Annotated in this window: 17 protein-coding genes; 14 read left to right on the top strand and 3 right to left on the bottom strand. The window is 63.9% G+C overall.

The window, feature by feature from the left end; translation table 11 throughout:
* Positions 1 to 8: 8 nt before the first annotated feature.
* From IDM28_RS01120 to IDM28_RS01060, 13 genes are all read left to right on the top strand, one after another.
* Positions 9 to 908: an energy transducer TonB gene (locus tag IDM28_RS01120; protein ID WP_101315726.1), complete on the top strand. Its 900-nt coding sequence runs from the start codon at positions 9 to 11 to the stop codon at positions 906 to 908.
* Positions 909 to 977: 69 nt separating this feature from the next.
* Positions 978 to 1547, top strand: coding sequence for a YqgE/AlgH family protein (locus tag IDM28_RS01115; RefSeq protein WP_101315724.1), 570 nt, complete (start codon positions 978 to 980; stop codon positions 1545 to 1547).
* Positions 1547 to 1978, top strand: a complete 432-nt coding sequence (gene ruvX, locus IDM28_RS01110; protein ID WP_101315722.1) for a Holliday junction resolvase RuvX — start codon at positions 1547 to 1549, stop codon at positions 1976 to 1978. Before IDM28_RS01115 ends, ruvX begins: the two co-directional genes overlap by 1 nt.
* A gap of 51 nt (positions 1979 to 2029) precedes the next feature.
* Complete coding sequence (gene pyrR / locus IDM28_RS01105) at positions 2030 to 2548, top strand: bifunctional pyr operon transcriptional regulator/uracil phosphoribosyltransferase PyrR (protein ID WP_103435772.1); 519 nt, start codon at positions 2030 to 2032, stop codon at positions 2546 to 2548.
* A gap of 12 nt (positions 2549 to 2560) precedes the next feature.
* A complete protein-coding gene (locus IDM28_RS01100; protein WP_101315718.1) occupies positions 2561 to 3565 on the top strand; it encodes an aspartate carbamoyltransferase catalytic subunit in 1005 nt (334 codons plus the stop codon).
* The gene (locus tag IDM28_RS01095) at positions 3562 to 4833 is read left to right on the top strand and encodes a dihydroorotase (protein ID WP_150573449.1); all 1272 of its coding nucleotides are present in this window, start codon (positions 3562 to 3564) and stop codon (positions 4831 to 4833) included. Before IDM28_RS01100 ends, IDM28_RS01095 begins: the two co-directional genes overlap by 4 nt.
* Before the next feature lie 294 nt (positions 4834 to 5127).
* Positions 5128 to 5658, top strand: coding sequence for an ATP-dependent protease subunit HslV (hslV, locus tag IDM28_RS01090; protein WP_188035187.1), 531 nt, complete (start codon positions 5128 to 5130; stop codon positions 5656 to 5658).
* Between the two features lie 73 nt (positions 5659 to 5731).
* Positions 5732 to 7078, top strand: coding sequence for an ATP-dependent protease ATPase subunit HslU (gene hslU / locus IDM28_RS01085; RefSeq protein ID WP_101315710.1), 1347 nt, complete (start codon positions 5732 to 5734; stop codon positions 7076 to 7078).
* Positions 7079 to 7222: 144 nt separating this feature from the next.
* Entirely contained in the window at positions 7223 to 7600 is a 378-nt protein-coding gene (locus IDM28_RS01080) for a gamma-butyrobetaine hydroxylase-like domain-containing protein (protein ID WP_101315708.1), read from the top strand.
* 352 nt (positions 7601 to 7952) lie between these two features.
* On the top strand, positions 7953 to 9632 hold the full coding sequence (gene phaC / locus IDM28_RS01075; protein WP_101315706.1) for a class II poly(R)-hydroxyalkanoic acid synthase: 1680 nt from the start codon (positions 7953 to 7955) through the stop codon (positions 9630 to 9632).
* Positions 9633 to 9687: 55 nt separating this feature from the next.
* On the top strand, positions 9688 to 10539 hold the full coding sequence (gene phaZ, locus IDM28_RS01070; protein WP_101315704.1) for a poly(3-hydroxyalkanoate) depolymerase: 852 nt from the start codon (positions 9688 to 9690) through the stop codon (positions 10537 to 10539).
* A gap of 87 nt (positions 10540 to 10626) precedes the next feature.
* A complete protein-coding gene (gene phaC / locus IDM28_RS01065; RefSeq protein ID WP_150571197.1) occupies positions 10627 to 12309 on the top strand; it encodes a class II poly(R)-hydroxyalkanoic acid synthase in 1683 nt (560 codons plus the stop codon).
* Positions 12310 to 12313: 4 nt separating this feature from the next.
* The gene (locus IDM28_RS01060) at positions 12314 to 12928 is read left to right on the top strand and encodes a TetR/AcrR family transcriptional regulator (protein WP_101315700.1); all 615 of its coding nucleotides are present in this window, start codon (positions 12314 to 12316) and stop codon (positions 12926 to 12928) included.
* Between the two features lie 121 nt (positions 12929 to 13049).
* Here IDM28_RS01060 and IDM28_RS01055 read toward each other — a convergent pair whose 3' ends face one another.
* Both IDM28_RS01055 and IDM28_RS01050 read right to left on the bottom strand, forming a co-directional pair.
* Positions 13050 to 13808, bottom strand: a complete 759-nt coding sequence (locus IDM28_RS01055) for a phasin family protein (protein ID WP_188035186.1) — start codon at positions 13806 to 13808, stop codon at positions 13050 to 13052.
* Between the two features lie 10 nt (positions 13809 to 13818).
* Positions 13819 to 14238 (bottom strand): phasin family protein, encoded by a 420-nt coding sequence (locus IDM28_RS01050; RefSeq protein WP_101322926.1) that lies wholly within the window; start codon positions 14236 to 14238, stop codon positions 13819 to 13821.
* 200 nt (positions 14239 to 14438) lie between these two features.
* Here IDM28_RS01050 and IDM28_RS01045 point away from each other — a divergent pair, with 200 nt between their 5' ends.
* Positions 14439 to 19169, top strand: coding sequence for a DUF6543 domain-containing protein (locus tag IDM28_RS01045; RefSeq protein ID WP_188035185.1), 4731 nt, complete (start codon positions 14439 to 14441; stop codon positions 19167 to 19169).
* Positions 19170 to 19267: 98 nt separating this feature from the next.
* Here the strand turns inward: IDM28_RS01045 and IDM28_RS01040 are convergent, their stop codons facing one another.
* Positions 19268 to 19543 (bottom strand): polyhydroxyalkanoic acid system family protein, encoded by a 276-nt coding sequence (locus IDM28_RS01040; RefSeq protein WP_101315693.1) that lies wholly within the window; start codon positions 19541 to 19543, stop codon positions 19268 to 19270.
* Between the last annotated feature and the right edge of the window lie 42 nt (positions 19544 to 19585).

Below are 19585 nucleotides of genomic sequence, written 5' to 3'. Positions count from 1 at the left end.
GATACCCGATGACGCTGCCCGCTGACATCCCTGCCGACCTGCTGCCACCCCGCGTTCGCCCGGTGGACCGGCTTGGCTTTACCTTGTTTCTGGCTGCCCTGGTGCACCTGGCGCTGATCCTCGGGGTCGGCTTCACGGTGGTCAAGCCGAGTGAAATCCGCCACACCATGGATATCACCCTGGCAACCTTCAAGAGCGAGAAAGCGCCTGAGAAGGCCGACTTCCAGGCCCAGGACAACCAGCAAGGCAGCGGTACCCTGGACAAGAAGGCAGTGCCCAAAACCACCGAGCTGGCGCCGTTTCAGGACAGCAAGATCAACAAGGTCACGCCTCCGCCGGCCGCCAAGCGCGAAACGCCACCCGCTCCGCAGAAGGCCGCAGTCGCCACCACGGCAGCCAAGGCGCAGAAGGTCGAACCCAAGCCCAAGGAAACCAAGGCCCAGCCCAAGCCTCCTGCGGCGACCCCGGAATTTGACAGCTCGCAGCTGTCGAGCCAGATCGCCAGCCTTGAAGCCGAGCTGTCCAACGAGCAGCAGCTGTATGCCAAGCGGCCCAAGATCCATCGTTTGAACGCGGCTTCGACCATGCGCGACAAAGGTGCCTGGTACAAAGAGGAATGGCGCAAGAAGGTCGAGCGGGTCGGTAACCTCAACTACCCCGACGAAGCCCGTCGCCAGCAGATCTACGGCAACCTGCGCATGATGGTTTCGATCAACCGCGATGGCTCGTTGTTCGAGGTGCTGGTGCTGGAGTCGTCCGGCCAACCGCTGCTGGATCAGGCCGCGCAGCGCATCGTTCGCCTTGCCGCGCCGTTCGCGCCGTTTACCGGTGATCTGGCCGAATTCGACCGTTTGGAGATCATTCGTACCTGGCGCTTTGCCCGCGGCGACCGGCTGTCGAGCAACTAAACCGCGTCAGTGGTTTTTTCTCACAGCTTGCAGCTTGAAGCTGGCGTCGCCTGGCGCCACACTACCCCCATGAAAAACCTCACTCCGAGTTACCTCAAGCATCAGTTCCTGATCGCCATGCCGCACATGGCCGATCCGAACTTTGCCCAGACCCTGACCTATATCGTTGAGCACAACGCCAATGGCGCCATGGGCCTGGTGGTCAACCGGCCGCAGGAACTCAACCTGGCAGACATCCTCGAGCAGTTGCGCCCGGACGAAGAACCGCCGTTGAGTACCCTGCAAGTACCGATCTACATCGGTGGGCCGGTACAGACCGACCGCGGTTTTGTTCTGCACAGCAGCGAGCGCAGCTATGAGGCCACCATCGAGCTCGAAGGCCTGTCGCTGTCGACCTCGCAGGATGTGCTGTTTGCCCTGGCCAACGGCGAAGGCCCGGCGCAGAGCCTGATCACCCTCGGTTACGCGGGCTGGGAAGCCGGCCAGCTGGAGGCCGAACTTGCCGACAACGCCTGGCTCAACTGCCCATTCGACCCTGAAATCATCTTCAGCCTGGCCAGCGACCAGCGCCTGAGTGCGGCAGCAGCGTCACTGGGCATCAACCTCAGCCTGCTGACCAGCCAGGCAGGTCACGCCTGATGGCCGAGGTGCGCCTGCTGCTGGGCTTTGACTACGGCACCAAACAGATCGGCGTGGCGGTTGGCCAGGTCATCACCGGCCAGGCCCGCGAGCTGTGCACCCTGCGTGCCCAGGACGGTATTCCGGATTGGGCCCAGGTGGAAAAACTGATCAAGGAATGGAAACCCGACGCCATCGTCGTTGGCCTGCCGCTGAACATGGACGGCACCCCCAGCGAGATGAGCGCCCGCGCGCAGAAGTTCGCCAACCGCCTGCACGGCCGCTATAACCTGCCGGTGCACACCCACGACGAGCGCCTGACCACCTTCGAAGCCAAGGGCGAGCGCATGGCCCGTGGCGGTCAGCGCGGCACCTATCGCGACAACCCGGTCGACGCCATCGCCGCCGCGCTGCTCCTGCAGGGCTGGCTGGAGGCCAATACCGGTCACTGATTCCACCTTTCGCTTTGCCGCCGGGTCTGCCGGCGCCCCGAGGAGCACGCAATGAGCCTACCCAACCCCGCCGAGTTGATCCGGCAGATGGCCGTCGACCTTCGCGCCCACCTGGCCCGCCGCAACATTGCCGAGCCGCGCTTCATCGGCATCCGCACCGGTGGTGTGTGGGTCGCTCAGGCGCTGCAGCAGGAGCTTGCCGACAGCAGCCCGCTGGGCACCCTGGATGTGTCGTTCTATCGCGACGACTTCAGCCAGAACGGCCTGCACCCGCAAGTGCGCCCCTCCGAGCTGCCGTTCGAGGTCGAAGGTCAGCACCTGGTGCTGGTCGATGACGTGCTGATGAGCGGGCGCACAATTCGCGCTGCCCTCAACGAACTGTTCGATTATGGCCGCCCGGCCAGCGTCACCCTGGTGTGCCTGCTTGACCTGGATGCCGGCGAACTGCCGATCCGGCCCAACGTGCTCGGCGCCACGCTGTCACTGGCAGCCCATGAGCGGGTAAAATTGACCGGCCCGGCCCCGCTCGCCCTCGAGCGCCAGGACCTTGCTACCGCTTCCGCCCTTTAAGAGTCCCCCGCGATGACGCCACTCGACGCCAAGCGCCCGCTGCAGCTCAATGATCAGGGCCAGCTGCGCCACTTCCTCTCGCTTGATGGTTTGCCCCGCGAACTGCTCACCGAGATTCTCGACACTGCCGACTCGTTTCTTGAAGTCGGCGACCGGGCAGTGAAGAAAGTCCCGTTGCTGCGCGGCAAGACCGTGTGCAACGTGTTCTTCGAAAACTCCACCCGCACCCGCACCACCTTCGAGCTGGCGGCCCAGCGGCTGTCAGCCGACGTCATCAGCCTGAACGTGTCGACCTCCTCGACCAGCAAGGGCGAGACCCTGTTCGACACCCTGCGCAACCTTGAGGCCATGGCCGCCGACATGTTCGTCGTGCGCCACTCCGACTCGGGCGCGGCGCACTTCATCGCCGAGCACGTGTGCCCGGACGTTGCCGTGATCAACGGTGGCGACGGCCGCCACGCGCACCCGACCCAGGGCATGCTCGACATGCTCGCCATTCGCCGCCACAAAGGCAGCTTCGAGAACCTCTCGGTAGCCATCGTCGGCGATATCCTGCACTCGCGGGTGGCCCGCTCCGACATGCTCGCGCTGAAGACCCTGGGCTGCCCGGACATCCGCGTGATCGGCCCGAAAACCCTGATCCCGGTGGGCATCGAGCAGTACGGCGTGAAGGTCTACACCGACCTCGCCGAAGGCCTCAAGGACGTCGACGTGGTGATCATGCTGCGCCTGCAGCGTGAGCGCATGGCTGGCGGCCTGCTGCCCAGCGAAGGCGAGTTCTACCGCCTGTTCGGCCTGACCACGGCGCGCCTGGCCGGGGCCAAACCGGATGCCATCGTCATGCATCCGGGGCCGATCAACCGCGGCGTCGAGATCGAATCGGCAGTCGCCGACGGTAAACATTCGGTAATCCTCAACCAGGTCACCTACGGCATCGCCGTGCGCATGGCGGTGCTGTCGATGGCCATGAGCGGGCAGAACACGCAACGACAACTGGACCAGGAGCACGCCCTGTGAGCATCAGTATTCTTGGCGCCCGGGTCATCGATCCGATTAGCGGCCTGGACAGCATCAGCGACCTGCACCTGGAAGCGGGCAAGATCGTCGCCATCGGCGCCGCCCCGGCCGGTTTCAGCGCCAGCCGCAGTATCGACGCCAACGGCCTGGTCGCCGCACCGGGCCTGGTCGACCTCGACGTCGCCCTGCGCGAGCCGGGCTACAGCCGCAAGGGCAACATCGCCAGCGAAACCCGCGCGGCCGTCGCCGGTGGCGTCACCAGCCTGTGCTGCCCACCGCAGACCAAGCCGGTGCTGGACACCTCGGCAGTGGCCGAGCTGGTGCTCGACCGTGCCCGTGAAGCCGGCAACAGCAAGGTCTACCCGATCGGCGCCCTGACCAAGGGGCTTGAAGGCGAGCAACTGGCCGAGCTGGTGGCCCTGCGTGATACCGGCTGCGTAGCATTTGGCAACGGTTTGAAGCAGATCCCCAACAACCGCACCCTGGCGCGCGCGCTGGAGTATGCCGCCACCTTTGACCTGACCGTGGTGTTCCACTCCCAGGACCATGACCTGGCCCTCGGCGGGCTGGCCCACGAAGGTGCGATGGCCAGCTTCCTCGGCTTGCCCGGCATCCCGGAAAGCGCCGAAACCGTCGCCCTGGCGCGCAACCTGCTGCTGGTCGAGCAAAGTGGCGTGCGTGCGCACTTCACCCAGATCACCAGCGCCCGCGGCGCCCGCCTGATTGCCCAGGCGCAGGCACTGGGCCTGCCGGTCACGGCCGACGTAGCGTTGTACCAGCTGATCCTCACCGACGAAGCGCTGCGCGACTTCTCCAGCCTGTACCACGTGCAGCCACCGCTGCGTACCGCGGCGGATCGCGATGGCCTGCGTGAAGCGGTCAAGTCGGGGGTGATCCAGGCGATTTCCAGCCATCACCAGCCGCACGAGCGCGATGCCAAACTGGCGCCGTTTGGCGCTACCGAGCCTGGTATCAGCAGTGTCGAGCTGTTGCTGCCGTTGGCGATGACGCTGGTCGAGGATGGCCTGCTGGATCTGCCGACCTTGCTTGCGCGACTGACCAGCGGGCCTGCCCAGGCACTGCGCTTGCCGGCAGGTGAGCTGAAGGTTGGCGGTGCGGCGGATCTGGTGTTGTTTGATCCACAGGCCTCGACCGTGGCCGGTGAGCATTGGCTGTCGCGCGGCGACAACTGCCCGTTCATCGGCCACTGCCTGCCGAGTGCGGTGCGTTATACGCTGGTGGACGGCCACATCTGCCACGAAGCCTGAGGCTTGGCGCGGCCGTTCCTGCACCGACCGCGAACACCGCGATCTGTAGGAGCGGCCTTGTGTCGCGAAAGGCCCGCACAGCGGGCCCGGCGATGTCGGCGGCGAAGCTGAAAATATGGGGCCGCTCCGCGACCCTTTCGCGACACAAGGCCGTTCCTACGCCGACCGCGTACCCCATCGGGCATCGCTTGGCCCTGAAACCAACCATCCATCCGCCAAGGTTGAAATCTTCCCCCCCTCCCCCCATATGAGTCTGCATCAGGCATTTTCGCCCCGCTGCGTGGAGACTCTCCCTTGACTACCATCGTTTCAGTCCGCCGCCACGGCAAAGTCGTCATGGCGGGCGACGGCCAGGTATCCCTCGGCAACACCGTGATGAAAGGCAACGCGAAAAAAGTCCGCCGCCTGTACCACGGTCAGGTCATTGCAGGCTTCGCCGGGGCCACTGCCGATGCCTTCACCCTGTTCGAGCGCTTCGAAGGCCAGCTGGAAAAACACCAGGGTCACCTGGTTCGCGCCGCCGTCGAACTGGCCAAGGAATGGCGCACCGACCGCTCCCTGAGCCGCCTCGAAGCCATGCTCGCCGTGGCCAACAAAGACGCCTCGCTGATCATCACCGGCAACGGTGACGTGGTCGAGCCAGAAGACGGCCTGATCGCCATGGGTTCCGGCGGCGCCTTCGCCCAGGCCGCTGCCCGCGCACTACTGGACAAGACTGAGCTGTCGGCTCGCGAAATCGCCGAAACCGCGCTGCACATCGCCGGTGACATCTGCGTGTTCACCAACCACAACCTGACTATCGAGGAGCAGGACCTGGCCGAGTGATCAGTTGTTCTGGCGTCCCGCTCAGCGCGGGACTTTTCCACACTGATTACTGTGCCCGAGGACCGAATAGATCATGTCCATGACCCCCCGCGAAATCGTCCACGAACTCAACCGCCATATCATCGGCCAGGACGACGCCAAACGCGCCGTCGCCATTGCCCTGCGCAACCGCTGGCGGCGCATGCAGCTGCCGGCTGAGCTGCGCGCTGAAGTCACGCCGAAAAACATCCTGATGATCGGTCCGACCGGCGTCGGCAAGACCGAGATCGCCCGTCGCCTGGCCAAGCTGGCCAACGCGCCGTTCATCAAGGTCGAAGCGACCAAGTTCACCGAAGTCGGCTACGTTGGCCGCGACGTCGAGTCGATCATTCGCGACCTCGCCGACGCTGCGTTGAAGCTGTTCCGTGAGCAGGAAATCATCCGTGTGCGCCACCGCGCCGAAGATGCCGCCGAAGACCGGATACTCGATGCACTGCTGCCACAGGCCCGCAGCGCCAGCAGCTTTGCCGAAGAAGCCGCGCCGTCGAGCAGCGATACCAACACCCGTCAGCTGTTCCGCAAGCGCCTGCGCGAAGGCCAGCTGGACGACAAGGAAATCGAGATCGAAGTAGCCGAGAGCATGGGCGTCGACATCGCCGCTCCGCCCGGCATGGAAGAGATGACCAACCAGCTGCAGAGCCTGTTCGCCAACATGGGCAAGGGCAAGCGCAAGTCGCGCAAACTCAAGGTCAAGGAAGCGCTGAAGATGGTCCGCGAAGAAGAAGCGGGCCGCCTGGTCAACGAAGAAGAGCTCAAGGCCAAGGCCCTCGAAGCGGTCGAGCAGCACGGCATCGTGTTCATCGACGAGATCGACAAGGTGGCCAAGCGCGGCAATGTCGGCGGCGCCGATGTCTCCCGTGAAGGCGTACAGCGCGACCTGCTGCCGCTGATCGAAGGCTGCACGGTCAACACCAAGCTGGGCATGGTCAAGACCGACCACATTCTGTTCATCGCCTCCGGTGCATTCCACCTGAGCAAGCCGAGCGACCTGGTACCCGAGCTGCAAGGCCGTCTGCCGATCCGCGTCGAACTCAAGGCGCTCACCCCGGAAGACTTCGAGCGCATCCTGCAGGAGCCGCACGCGTCGCTGACCGAACAGTACCGCGAGCTGCTCAAGACCGAAGGCCTCACCATCGAGTTCGCGGCCGACGGCATCAAGCGTCTGGCCGAGATTGCCTATCAGGTCAACGAGAAGACCGAAAATATCGGTGCGCGTCGTTTGCACACCCTGCTTGAGCGTCTGCTCGAAGAGGTTTCGTTCAGTGCTGGCGACCTGGCCAGCGCGCATGACGACACGCCGATCCGGATCGACGCCGAGTACGTCAACGGCCATCTGGGTGAGCTGGCGCAGAACGAAGATCTGTCTCGGTATATTCTGTAAGACTGCTGGGGGCTGCTACGCAGCCCTTTCGCGACACAAGGCCGCTCCTACAGACATCGCGGTCCCCTGTAGGAGCGGCCTTGTGTCGCGAAAGGGTCGCGGAGCGGCCCCCATGGCCCTCAGCTCCGAAAGAGATCCCGACCCATGCCCCGCCTCCCAACCGCGATCAACCTGCACAAAGCCTCGAAAACCCTCGCCCTGACCTACGCCCCCGGCGAGGTCTACCAGCTGCCCGCCGAATTCCTGCGGGTGCACTCGCCTTCCGCCGAGGTCCAGGGCCACGGCAAACCCATCCTGCAATTCGGCAAGATCAACGTCGGCCTCATCGGCGTGGAACCGGCCGGCCAATATGCACTGAAATTGATCTTCGACGACGGCCATGACAGCGGATTGTTCACCTGGGAATACCTCGAACAACTCAGCCTGCGTCAGGCCGAGCTGTGGGCCGACTATCTCGACGAGCTGCGCAAGGCCGGCAAATCCCGCGATCCTGCCGAATCTGTGGTCAAGCTGATGCTCTAGCGCAAGGATTGTCATGTTTAGAGCGCATTTTCTAATTTGCTCTGCTTGAATGGCTTGATGCCAGCCAGGGTTTGGGCTGTCTTGCGCAATACATGAAAGTCGGGTAACCAATGGAGCTGGCAAGCTCCCTGCATTGCATTCAGCCAAGCAGGGCCGAGCCGGTTGTTGTAGAGGTCGCGAGCGAAAGCAGGCTGTCTTCACACGCAGAATCCCCCGCAGCTCATCACCACTACGCATCCGCTCGCCGCAGCGCTGTTCCTTATAACTGGTCACCCGAGCGATCTGTACCGGCATGTGCTGTGTATCTGCCTCAGCCAGCCGGTACTCGTCTCAGGACAACGGAGCGTCGTAGATGAGTAACAAGAACAACGATGACTTGCAGCGCCAGGCCTCGGAAAACACCCTGGGCCTGAACCCGATCATCGGCATTCGCCGCAAGGATCTGCTCAGCACGGCGCGTACGGTGTTGCGCCAGGCCATCCGCCAGCCGCTGCACAGCGCCAAGCACGTCGCCCACTTTGGCCTGGAACTGAAAAACGTGCTGCTGGGCAAGTCCAGCCTGCAACCGGCCGGCGACGACCGCCGCTTCAATGATCCAGCCTGGCAACAAAACCCGCTGTACCGACGCTACCTGCAGACCTACCTGGCCTGGCGCCAGGAGCTCAACGACTGGATCAGCACCAGCGACCTGTCGCCACAGGACATCAGCCGCGGCCAGTTCGTCATCGGCCTGATGACCGAGGCCATGTCGCCGACCAATACCCTGTCCAACCCGCAAGCGGTCAAACGCTTCTTCGAAACCGGCGGCAAGAGCCTGCTCGATGGCATGTCCAACCTGGCCAAGGACATGGTCAGCAATGGCGGCATGCCCAGCCAGGTCAACAAGGACGCGTTCGAAGTGGGCAAGAACCTCGGCACCAGCGAAGGCGCAGTGGTGTTTCGCAACGACGTGCTCGAGCTGATCCAGTACCGGCCGATCACCGAACAAGTGCACGCCCGGCCGTTGCTGGTGGTGCCGCCGCAGATCAACAAGTTCTACGTCTTCGACCTGAGCCCGGACAAGAGCCTGGCGCGCTTTTGCCTGCGCTCGCACCAGCAGACCTTCATCATCAGCTGGCGCAACCCGACCAAGGCCCAGCGCGAATGGGGCCTGTCGACCTACATCGATGCGCTCAAGGAAGCGGTCGACGCGGTGCTGGCGATCACCGGCAGCAAGGACTTGAACATGCTTGGGGCCTGTTCCGGCGGCATCACCTGCACCGCGCTGGTCGGCCACTATGCCGCGCTCGGCGAGAACAAGGTCAACGCCCTGACCCTGCTGGTCAGCGTGCTCGACACCACCATGGACAACCAGGTCGCGCTGTTTGTCGACGAGCAGACCCTGGAGTCAGCCAAGCGCCACTCCTACCAGGCCGGCGTACTCGAAGGCAGCGACATGGCCAAGGTGTTTGCCTGGATGCGCCCCAATGACCTGATCTGGAACTACTGGGTCAACAACTACCTGCTTGGCAACGAGCCGCCGGTGTTCGACATCCTGTTCTGGAACAATGACACCACGCGCTTGCCGGCGGCCTTCCACGGCGACCTGATCGAGATGTTCAAGAACAACCCGCTGACCCGCCCCCAAGCGTTGGAAGTGTGCGGCACGGCCATCGACCTCAAGCAGGTCAAGTGCGATATCTACAGCCTGGCCGGCACCGCCGACCACATCACGCCGTGGCAGGCCTGCTACCGCTCGGCGCATCTGTTCGGTGGCAAGATCGAGTTCGTGTTGTCCAGCAGCGGCCACATCCAGAGCATCCTCAACCCGCCAGGCAATCCCAAGGCGCGCTTCATGACCGGTGAAGATCGCCCGGACAGCCCGCTGGCCTGGCAGGAAAACGCCATCAAGCACGCCGACTCCTGGTGGCTGCACTGGCAAGCCTGGCTCGGCGAGCGTGCGGGCGAGCTGAAAAAAGCCCCAGCGCGGCTGGGCAATCGGGCCTATGTCGCCGGCGAAGCTGCACCGGGCACCTACGTTCACGAACGTTGAGCATGACCGCCACGGCCTAGCGCCGTGGCGCTTCGTTCCTCACAGAGTTTCGCGCATGCCGCAACCCTATGTTTTTCGCACCGTCGAGCTGGACGACCAGTCCATCCGCACGGCGGTTCGCCCAGGCAAGCCGCACCTGACGCCGTTGCTGATCTTCAACGGCATCGGCGCCAACCTTGAGCTGGTGTTTCCATTTATCGAGGCGCTTGACCCGGACCTCGAGGTAATTGCCTTCGACGTGCCCGGTGTGGGCGGCTCATCGACGCCGCGCCAGCCATATCGCTTTCCTGGCCTGGCCAAGCTGACCGCGCGCATGCTCGACTACCTCGACTACGGCCAGGTCAACGTCATCGGCGTGTCCTGGGGCGGCGCCCTCGCCCAGCAATTCGCCCATGATTACCCCGAGCGCTGCAAGAAGCTGGTGCTGGCGGCCACGGCGGCCGGCGCGGTGATGGTGCCGGGCAAGCCCAAGGTGCTGTGGATGATGGCCAGCCCGCGGCGTTATGTGCAGCCATCCCATGTGATACGTATCGCCCCGCTGATCTACGGCGGCGCGTTTCGCCGCGACCCGGAACTGGCTGCCCGGCATGCCGCAAAAGTGCGCTCGGGCGGCAAGCTCGGTTATTACTGGCAACTGTTCGCCGGCCTTGGCTGGACCAGCATTCACTGGCTGCACAAGATCAGCCAGCCGACCCTGGTGCTGGCCGGTGATGATGACCCGTTGATTCCGCTGATCAACATGCGCCTGCTGGCCTGGCGCATCCCCAACGCCCAGTTGCACATCATCGACGACGGTCACTTGTTCCTGATTACCCGGGCCGAAGCGGTGGCGCCGATCATCATGAAGTTTCTCGAGCAGGAACGGCAGCGCGCACGGATGCACCCGCGCCCCGCCAGCGGCACCTAGCTACACCTGTGCATCTGGCGCTGTTCGGGCAGTGACGCCGCGACCGCGCTGGTGCAACCGACGCCATCACAACGAGGGAGTGTTGTCATGCAAGAAAAGCCGGCCAAAGGCAACTCACCCGCCCCGGTCACGGTGATGAATGTGCAGAACGCCATCACCGGCCTGCGCGGTCGCGACCTGATTTCGACACTGCGCCAGGTTGGCCGTCAGGGCCTGCGCGATCCGCTACACACCGCCCGCCACCTGCTCGCCCTGGGCAGCCAACTGGGCCGGGTGATGCTCGGCGATTCGCCGCTACAGCCGCACCCGCGTGACACCCGCTTTGCTGACCCGACCTGGCAGGACAACCCGCTGTACCGACGCGGCCTGCAGGCGTATCTGGCCTGGCAGAAACAATCGCGGCTGTGGATCGAGCACAGTTCACTGTCGGCAGATGATCGCGCCCGCGCGCAGTTTCTGCTCAACCAGATCAACGACGCGCTGGCGCCGAGCAACTCGCTGCTCAACCCGCTGGCCGTCAAAGAGCTGCTCAACACCGGCGGGCAGAGCCTGCTGCGCGGCCTTGGCCACCTGCTTGACGACCTGCGCCACAACGACGGCATGCCGCGCCAGGTCGACCAGAGCGCCTTCGCCGTGGGTGGCAACGTGGCCAACACGCCCGGCGCGGTGGTGTTTCGCAACGAGCTGCTGGAGCTGATCCAGTACCAGCCGATGAGCGAGCAACAGCATGCGCGGCCGCTGCTGATCGTGCCGCCGCAGATCAACAAGTACTACATTTTCGACCTCAGCCCCGGCAACAGCTTCGTCCAGTACATGCTCAAGAACGGCCTGCAGGTGTTCATGGTCAGCTGGCGTAACCCGGAACCGCGTCACCGCGAATGGGGCCTGTCGAGCTACGTGCAGGCGCTGGAGGAAGCGCTCGATGCTTGCCGCAGCATTACCGGCAACCGCGACCCGAACCTGCTCGGCGCCTGCGCCGGCGGCCTGACCATGGCGGCCTTGCAAGGCCATCTGCAGGCCAGGAAGCAACTGCGCAAGGTGCGCAGCGCGACCTATCTGGTGAGCCTGCTCGACAGCCAGTTCGACAGCCCGGCCAGCCTGTTTGCCGACGAGCAGACAGTCGAAGCCGCCAAGCGCCGCTCCTACCAGCGCGGCGTGCTCGACGGCGCTGAAGTGGCGCGGATCTTTGCCTGGATGCGGCCCAACGATCTGGTCTGGAATTACTGGGTCAACAACTACCTGCTCGGCAAGACCCCGCCGGCCTTCGACATCCTCTACTGGAACGCCGACAGCACGCGGCTGCCGGCAGCCCTGCATGGCGACCTGCTGGACTTTTTCAAGCTCAACCCATTGGCCCACGCCGATGGCCTGGAGGTGTGCGGCACGCCGATCAATCTCAAGCAGGTCGAGCTGGACAGCTTTCATGTCGCCGGCAGCAACGATCACATCACGCCCTGGGATGCGGTGTACCGCTCGGCGCTGCTGGTCGGCGGCAAGCAACGCTTCGTGCTGGCCAACAGCGGCCATATCCAGAGCATCATCAACCCGCCCGGCAACCCCAAGGCCTACTACCTCGACAACCCGCGCCTGAGCAGCGACCCGCGCGCCTGGTTCCATGATGCCAAGCGCAGCGAAGGCAGTTGGTGGCCACTGTGGCTGGAGTGGATCGGCCAGCGCTCGGGGCCACTGAAGGCTCCGCGCAGCAGCCTGGGCAACACCACCTATCCACCCCTGGCGCCGGCACCTGGCACTTACGTATTGGTGCGCTGACTCGATGAAGACCCGTGACCGTATCCTTGAGTGTGCCCTGCAGTTGTTCAACCAGCAGGGCGAACCGAATGTGTCGACGCTGGAAATCGCCAACGAGCTGGGCATCAGCCCGGGCAACCTGTACTACCACTTCCACGGCAAGGAGCCGTTGGTCAACGGCCTGTTCGAGCGCTTCGAAGAGGCCCTGATGCCGCTGCTCGATCCGCCGCTGGACGTGCGCCTGGACGCCGAGGACTACTGGCTGTTCCTGCACCTGATCGTCGAGCGCATGGCCCAGTACCGTTTCCTGTTTCAGGACCTGTCGAACCTGACCGGGCGCCTGCCCAAGCTGGCCCGCGGCATGCGCAGCCTGATCAACGCGATCAAGCGCACCCTGGCGGCGCTGCTGGCCAGCCTCAAGGCGCACGGACAGGTCACCAGCGATACTCAGGCGTTGGGGCAGTTGGTCGAGCAGATCACCATGACCCTGATGTTCTCGCTGGACTATCAGCGCGTGATCGGCCGCGCGGCCGACGTCGGGGTGGTGGTGTACCAGGTGATGATGCTGGTGGCGCCGCATCTGCAAGCACAGGCGCGGGCCGCGGCGGAGCAGTTGGCGGTGCGGTATCTGGAGGGGTAGACCTGAGGTTCCGGCGTTGGGGCCTTCGCGGGCAAGCCCGCTCCCACGGAGCCTGCGCTGAGCTGCTGATCGGCGCTGTACCTGTGGGAGCGGGCTCGCCCGCGAAGAAGACGACGCGTTATCAGATCAGGGTATCGGTACCCGTTGGTGCCGACGGCGTGCTGCTGCCCGGAGCCGCGGCAGATGCGGGTGCTGCGGTAGCGGCCGGAGCGGCGCTGGCTGCCGGTTTGGCCGGCGCTTTCTTCGGCGTAGGCTTCTTCGCTGCCGCTGCCTTGGCCGCTGCCGGTTTCGCCGCAGGCTTGGCAGCTACAGACTTGGCCGCCGGCTTGGCTACAGGCTTGGCCGCTGCGGTTTTAGCCGCTGGTTTGGCGGCTGCCGTTTTGCCTGCAGGCTTGGCGCCGGCGGTTTTGGCGGCTGCTTTGGCCAACGGTTTTGCAGCAGATTTGCTCGCGGCCGCCTTGGACACCGGCGTCACTGACGCGCCAGTCAGCTTCTCGATCTGCTTGGTCAGCGTGTCGACCTGCTGGTGCAGCGCCTTGATCTCGTTGCGGCTCGGTACACCGAGGCGCGAGATAGCACTGTTGAGGCGCTTGTCGAAGGCTTCTTCCAACTCGCCCCACTTGCCCAGCGCGCGCTCCTTGACGTCGGCAACGCGCGAAGTGGTTGCCGACTTGGCTTCATCAGCTGCCGAATCAACGGTCTTCTTCGCCTGCTTCTCGGCTTTTTCGCCGTCCTTGACCAACGAATCAAACAGCTTGGGGCCGTCCTGATCGACCTTGGAGTAGATACCCAGGCCAGCCAACCAGATCTTGCGGGAGTACTTCTCGATTCCGCCGATCCAGGAGCCGCCTTCTTTATCGATATTCTTCTTGCCAGCCATCCTGCTCTCCTTATGGTTTGCGCGCGACACGCTCGAGCAACTCGTGGAGTTGTTCCAACTTGATGGACAACGCCTCAACGTCATGTTTAGACGGAATGCCGAGGCGATTCAAGCCACGCGCGACACGCGCATCAAAAGCTTTTTCAATTTTGTCGAGTTGAACTTCAACCTTGCCACGTACGCGGCTGACTTCTTCACCGGCTTCATCGATCTGCTCGTTGGCGGCATCGAGCTTTTTGTCGATGACTTTCTTGCCACGCTTCTCGACGCCTTCGCCAGCCTTGACCAGCTCCTTGAAGTAGTCGGTGCTCTCCTGGCCGACTCGGGCATAGGCGCCCAGGCCTGCCAGCCAGACTCTGCGCGCATAGTTACGCACTTCGTCCAGCGTGCCTTGGGCGTCGTCTTTTTTCTTCAGATTGATCTTGGCCATGCTCTGCACCTCTCGCTCATAGGGGATGGAGGAACTGCCCACGGACTTCGGGCTTGAGCACAACGGTATGCAGAAAAATTAGAATTCTCACCCTAAGCGACGCAACCGCAACGACCAGGCCCACGTTTGATGTATTTACCGCAGGCCACCACCGCCGCTGGCCTAGCGTACGAGCTCCTTTCGCACTGGAGACCTGCACCATGCCGCTTGCCGCCCCAACGCCCGTCGCTTCGATCCAACGCCTCGTCGCGGCGCGCTTCGCCAACCGCCCCAGCCTGCGCCAGGTCATTGCCCACGAAGGCCTGGAGACGCTTGCCAGGCGCTATCCGTGGATTCGTACCAGCTACCCTCAGCTCGAATCGCTCGAAGGCTTCGGCATTATCCACGCCCAAGCCCCCGGCGCAGGGCCTGGGCAAAGCCCGCTGGTCGACACGCTGATCGCCCATCTGCTCAGCGGAAAGCGCATGGCGTTGGCGCCGACCGATCAGCTCAGCCTGGCAACGGGACAGGTGTTTCACCCGCAGCAAGCCGGGCCAGGCCAGCCAGAGATCGATCTGCGCATGGCCGACCTCAACCAGGATTTCGACGCCCTGCTGGCCTGCGTGATCGACAGTTTCCAGCAAGCCCAGATCGGCTTCTGGAACGCCCGCGAAGGCGATTCGGAAATCTCCGCTCTGCGCTGGATGCAACAGTTATTGAAAGCAAACCTGCTGGCCAACATCCAGCGCCAGGGCCTCGGCGACGCCGAGAAGAGCGTGCTGTACGGCTTGCTCGAGGGCCGCAGCGATGGCCTGGTGTGCCATGCCCTGCAGGTCAGGCTGAACAGCGCGGGGGTCGAGCACTGCCTCTCACTCAGCAGCACGTTGCTCTGTGCACGCCACGCCGATCGTGACTTGCTGCTCTGGTGCAAGCCCACCGGCACCGTGCACGGTTACCACGACCTGTCCGCCCTCGCCTGCGCCCTGCGCGACGAATTGGCACAGCGGTATCACTTCGAATCGATGGTGTGGGCGAAGGCGCCGCTGGAGGAGGATACGTTCGCACATCAGGCCCGCCAGCTGCTCAATGGCATCCTCGATGAGATTGGCCGCCTGCGACTGGCCGATATCGCTACCCCGCGTGAACTTGAAGCGGCGCTGAGCCTGCTCAGTGACCCTGCGGCCGGCTTTCTCGATCAGCCGTGGCCGCCAGCGGCCCAACCCACCATCGAAGTACCGGGCTGGCTGGCCCAGGCCAGCGCGGGCGATCGTTTCCAGTACCAGACGGCCATGCTCCAGTTAGCCGCCAGCCAAGCCTTGGCCAAAGGCGAGACCTCGTGGGGTGATATCGAAGACCTCAACCAATACGCCTCACGCTGCCTGCGTGAACAGATGCACGCGGATCATCCCCAGGGGAGGCTGTTACAGCCAGACCAGGTGCTGGCGAGCATTGCCCAAAGGGTGCAGACCTCTTCGCTGACCTTCGATCTTCAATACCACAGAACCGAGTCGCTCACCGCGCTGGCCATTACCCGCCTGCAGGTCGGCGAGCATGAAGCGGTGACCGGCATTCTTCTGGCCGACGGCTCGCAACCGCCTCAATGGCTGACTCCTGAGTATGTCGACAGGTTGATACGGACAGTCGACATCGGCGGGCGCTACCCGGGGTACGTCAACGCCGCGCTGCAGGATGCCCGCAACACGCCCCGCCGGGTGCGGCTGCACGCCCGCGAATGGCGCAGCCATCTGCTGCTCGGAGCCCTCCAGGCGAAGATCGCTGGCCAGTTGCGTGACCGCAGCTGGCAGGCGTTGGCCGATTTCTGTGACCGGCCCGGGGATCGCTCCAGCGTCCACGACATGGCCCCGCTGGCGTTTCTCTGTGCGCCGCAAGCGGCTGCGGCCAATGAGGTCCAGGGCATGTTCCTGATCCGGCTCCAGGCGAACGGGCCCTGGGTGCTTTACCGGGCGCTTTGCAACGAGCAGGTCGTACGCGAATTCGACGACCTCGAGCATCTGATGGACAGCGTTCTCGCCGATCAGCCCCTGCAGCAAGACATGCTGGACTGGATGGACGACGACGCTCGCGCGATCTATGAAGACGGTGGTTTCCAGCGACCGCACCTGCACCGCAATCTGTCTGAACTGGCGCACCTGCTGGCCCCTGCAGACATGCTGGATGCACTGCTGAGTCGATTGCGCCAGCCGGCAAAGGTGCGCTTCAGCGCCTGGCAGGGCGATCTTGACCAGCACATGTTCCAGGCCCGCGGCAAGGCCCTGCTGGTGCTGGCGTCCAGGCAAAGCGTCTCCAACGCTCAACAACGCTGGGCACTGATCAGTCAACTGGCCTGGCTGGCCTTCAACACGGTCGCATCGGTGCTACGCGGTCCAGCCGCGTCAGTGGCCTGGCTGATCATCAGCCTGGTGGCACTCAAGGATGACCTCGCCGCGCTGGAGCGGGGTACGCCTGAAGAGAAGGCCCTGGCTGTCACTGACGTGCTGACCAACCTGGCCATGCTGCTGGTTCACGGTCATGCCAGCGGAGCGCAACCGGACACACTGTCCACACCCCTCAAGCCACGTCTCGAAGGGCCAAGACCGCACGAACCCGGCGCCACGCTCAACCGTGAGGAACCCTCTCCGGCGCCCTGGCAGGAACCCGTCGACCAAGGCCGTCCGGCACCTTTGCGGGTGAGTGGTTGGCAGGGTGGGCAAGGCCCTGGCCATCTGCCCGCAGCGCAACGTGAGACACTGGCCGGCCTGCGCGCAAGGATCTCCCTCGCCGGGCACAGCGCCGAGCCGCACGGCCGCCTGCGCGGCCTGTTCAAGGTGAATGAACGTCACTATGTGGCGCTCGACCACGAGCCCTACGAAGTCCAGGAGACCTTTGCCGGTGTCCGCATCGTCGGCCCCGAGCAGAGCCAGAGTGAGTGGTCGGGACAGTGGGGCGGCGCGCCGGACGGTTACTACCTGCCTGATCGCGAACGTGCCCAGGGCCCCTGGATCACCCGCTGGAACGGCGAGTGGCGGCTCGACCTGAGGCTGGCCGGCGGGATGCCGAAAAGCAGGCGCCAGGCGGTCGCAGAGAAAGTGGACCATTTCAACGCGCTGCAGCAGCGTCGCCGCAACAACGACAGCGAGCTGACCAAGCTGGCACCGCTCGCAGAACGCAATGCGCAGTTGCTCAGCGCCTATGATCAAGAAGCCGCAGCTTTTCGGAGCGACATGGAAAAACTGCCGCCTGATGCGCGCGCAGCGCTCCCGGATGATCTGCGTATCCGTCTGGAAAACCTGCATGGGCAGCGCAAGCAACACCGCCCCATCCTCGGAATAATGGCCTCCATTTTCGAGAAACAGTCCGTGCTGATCGAGTCCAATATTGCGCTTTTCACTGAACTCGGCGAACCGCAGTACCAGCGCATGGACCCTGAGGCTCGCGCCCGTCGGGCCCTCAATCAATGGTATGAGCAATCCATAAACAACGATCAGTACCTTTATCATCGGTTACTGGAGCTGACCGATTACGACTCTCTCAGTCAGCAATCACGGGAGCTCGCACGCCTTCCTGTCGAGCCAGCCGAGATCGAATTTGCCACCACGTTTCGCCGCACTGTCGCCGAGGCCCTCACCACCCACCAGCGTATGCTCACCGTCAGCGAAAGGCTCGACGCCAACATCCGCATGATCTACGCCGACCACCGAATCCAGTTCGAGAACCAGCAGGAAAAGATGAGCAAGGCGGTTGCGTATCGCACCTATTCGACCCTCATGGTGCGTGGACAGATCTTCAGCGATCTCGCCCAGTTGGTGATCGACAGGACGCGTCTGGAGCCCGAGAGTTTTGAAGCAGTGCTGCGCCTGCAGGCGGGTCTTCGCAGCAGTGACTTTCATCAGGCCATGCTCAGCCATGACAGCCTCGAATGCACCGCCCTGGAACCCGCGGAGAGGGTGGAGGTGCTGGACAACGCATTGCGCGAATACCGCGCCTCGCTGGGCAAGGCCCACGAACTGTTGTCGCTCGACGAGCCTGCGGTGGACAAGCCCAGGGTCGAGGACTACATCCGCGAGCTTTCCCAACTGGAAGCACTGACCGTCGAGCAATTGAGCAACACCCTGCGCGACAACGACAGTGGCGCCACGCCGCCAGTTGTGCCGATGACCCACAGGGAACGACCGGGCAACCGTCGTTTGATCCGCACCGCTCGCGGCAAGCCGCTGCTCGCCGAGCAAAACGATCAAGGAACGCTTGCAGTCCAGCATGATCCGCTCACCGACCAGGCAGTCAGCCACTACGAGCAGCGTGACGGCCAATGGGCCGAGGCGGCCAAAGCCGCGCCGACCCCGCCCGGTAACGCCTACCTGCGCCGTGTTGGCTCAAGCCTGCTGGCGCGCAAGGACGCCAGGCTCGCACTGGCCGCCCGCTACCTGAACGAGCCCAACAGCCTCGCCGACCTGCTGGACTGGCACATCCAGGACATGGACGGCATTGCCACGCAGCTTGAAGCCGGCCAGGAGCAGGCGCTTGCCACCCAACTGCGTGAGGCCATCGGGCAAATGCAAAGTGAAAAGCGCCGCCTGCTGACGCAGGCCTACCTTGATACCCGCCACCCTGACAGCCAGGCGTTGCACTTTCTGGTGGCGCAAGGCGAGGTACAGATCCAACGCGTGCCGACCACGCTGCGTAAACGGCTCAAGGACAAGGATTACCTGGATGTCTACGCCATCAACCGCACGATGCCGCACCAGCAGCTATGGGAAGCGCACTTCCATTACTCCAGCGCACAAGCCGCGCCACGCGCGTTTGCCAAAGGCCACCTGAAGTTCTGGGAGCCACGCGCGATGAGCCGGGAAGAACAACTGCAGCGCACAGTCAACCCGGCGGAGCGGGTGCGCATCTACCGCGGGGATCTACGCCTGGAGCAGATCGAAGACCTGTTCCCGTTTTCCGCCCCCTAGCACGCCTCACTGAGCGCAGCTGTACTGGGACGGCTGCGCAGCCCATCGCGACGCAAGGCCGCTCCCACAGAGGCGGCACATGCCTCAAGACTGGAGGCTCAGGCCAAGGCCTTGTCCAATGCCCGTTCGATCTCGCCCTTGATGGTGCCGCTCATCATCGACATCATCATGCCCAGCTTCAATTGAACGCGGATCAGGTCGTCGCCGATTTCGACGCTGCCCTTGGCGCCGCTGCGCGAAACTTCGACCCGATCACCCTGCCAGTTGGCCTCCAGGCCATATTCGCGGGTCAGTTTGTCGACCAGCGCCTCGGCCTTGGCGCGGGCGGCTTCGCGGCCGAGGGCGTGTTTGCGTTCAACGCTGATCTGGGTCATGCGGGCAATCCTGGATATAAAGACAATGGCGCCATTATGCCC

This window comes from Pseudomonas sp. EZ-C24 (assembly GCF_014525325.1).
Taxonomy (GTDB): domain Bacteria; phylum Pseudomonadota; class Gammaproteobacteria; order Pseudomonadales; family Pseudomonadaceae; genus Aquipseudomonas; species Aquipseudomonas shirazensis.
This window is presented reverse-complemented; position numbering and strand designations above follow the sequence as displayed.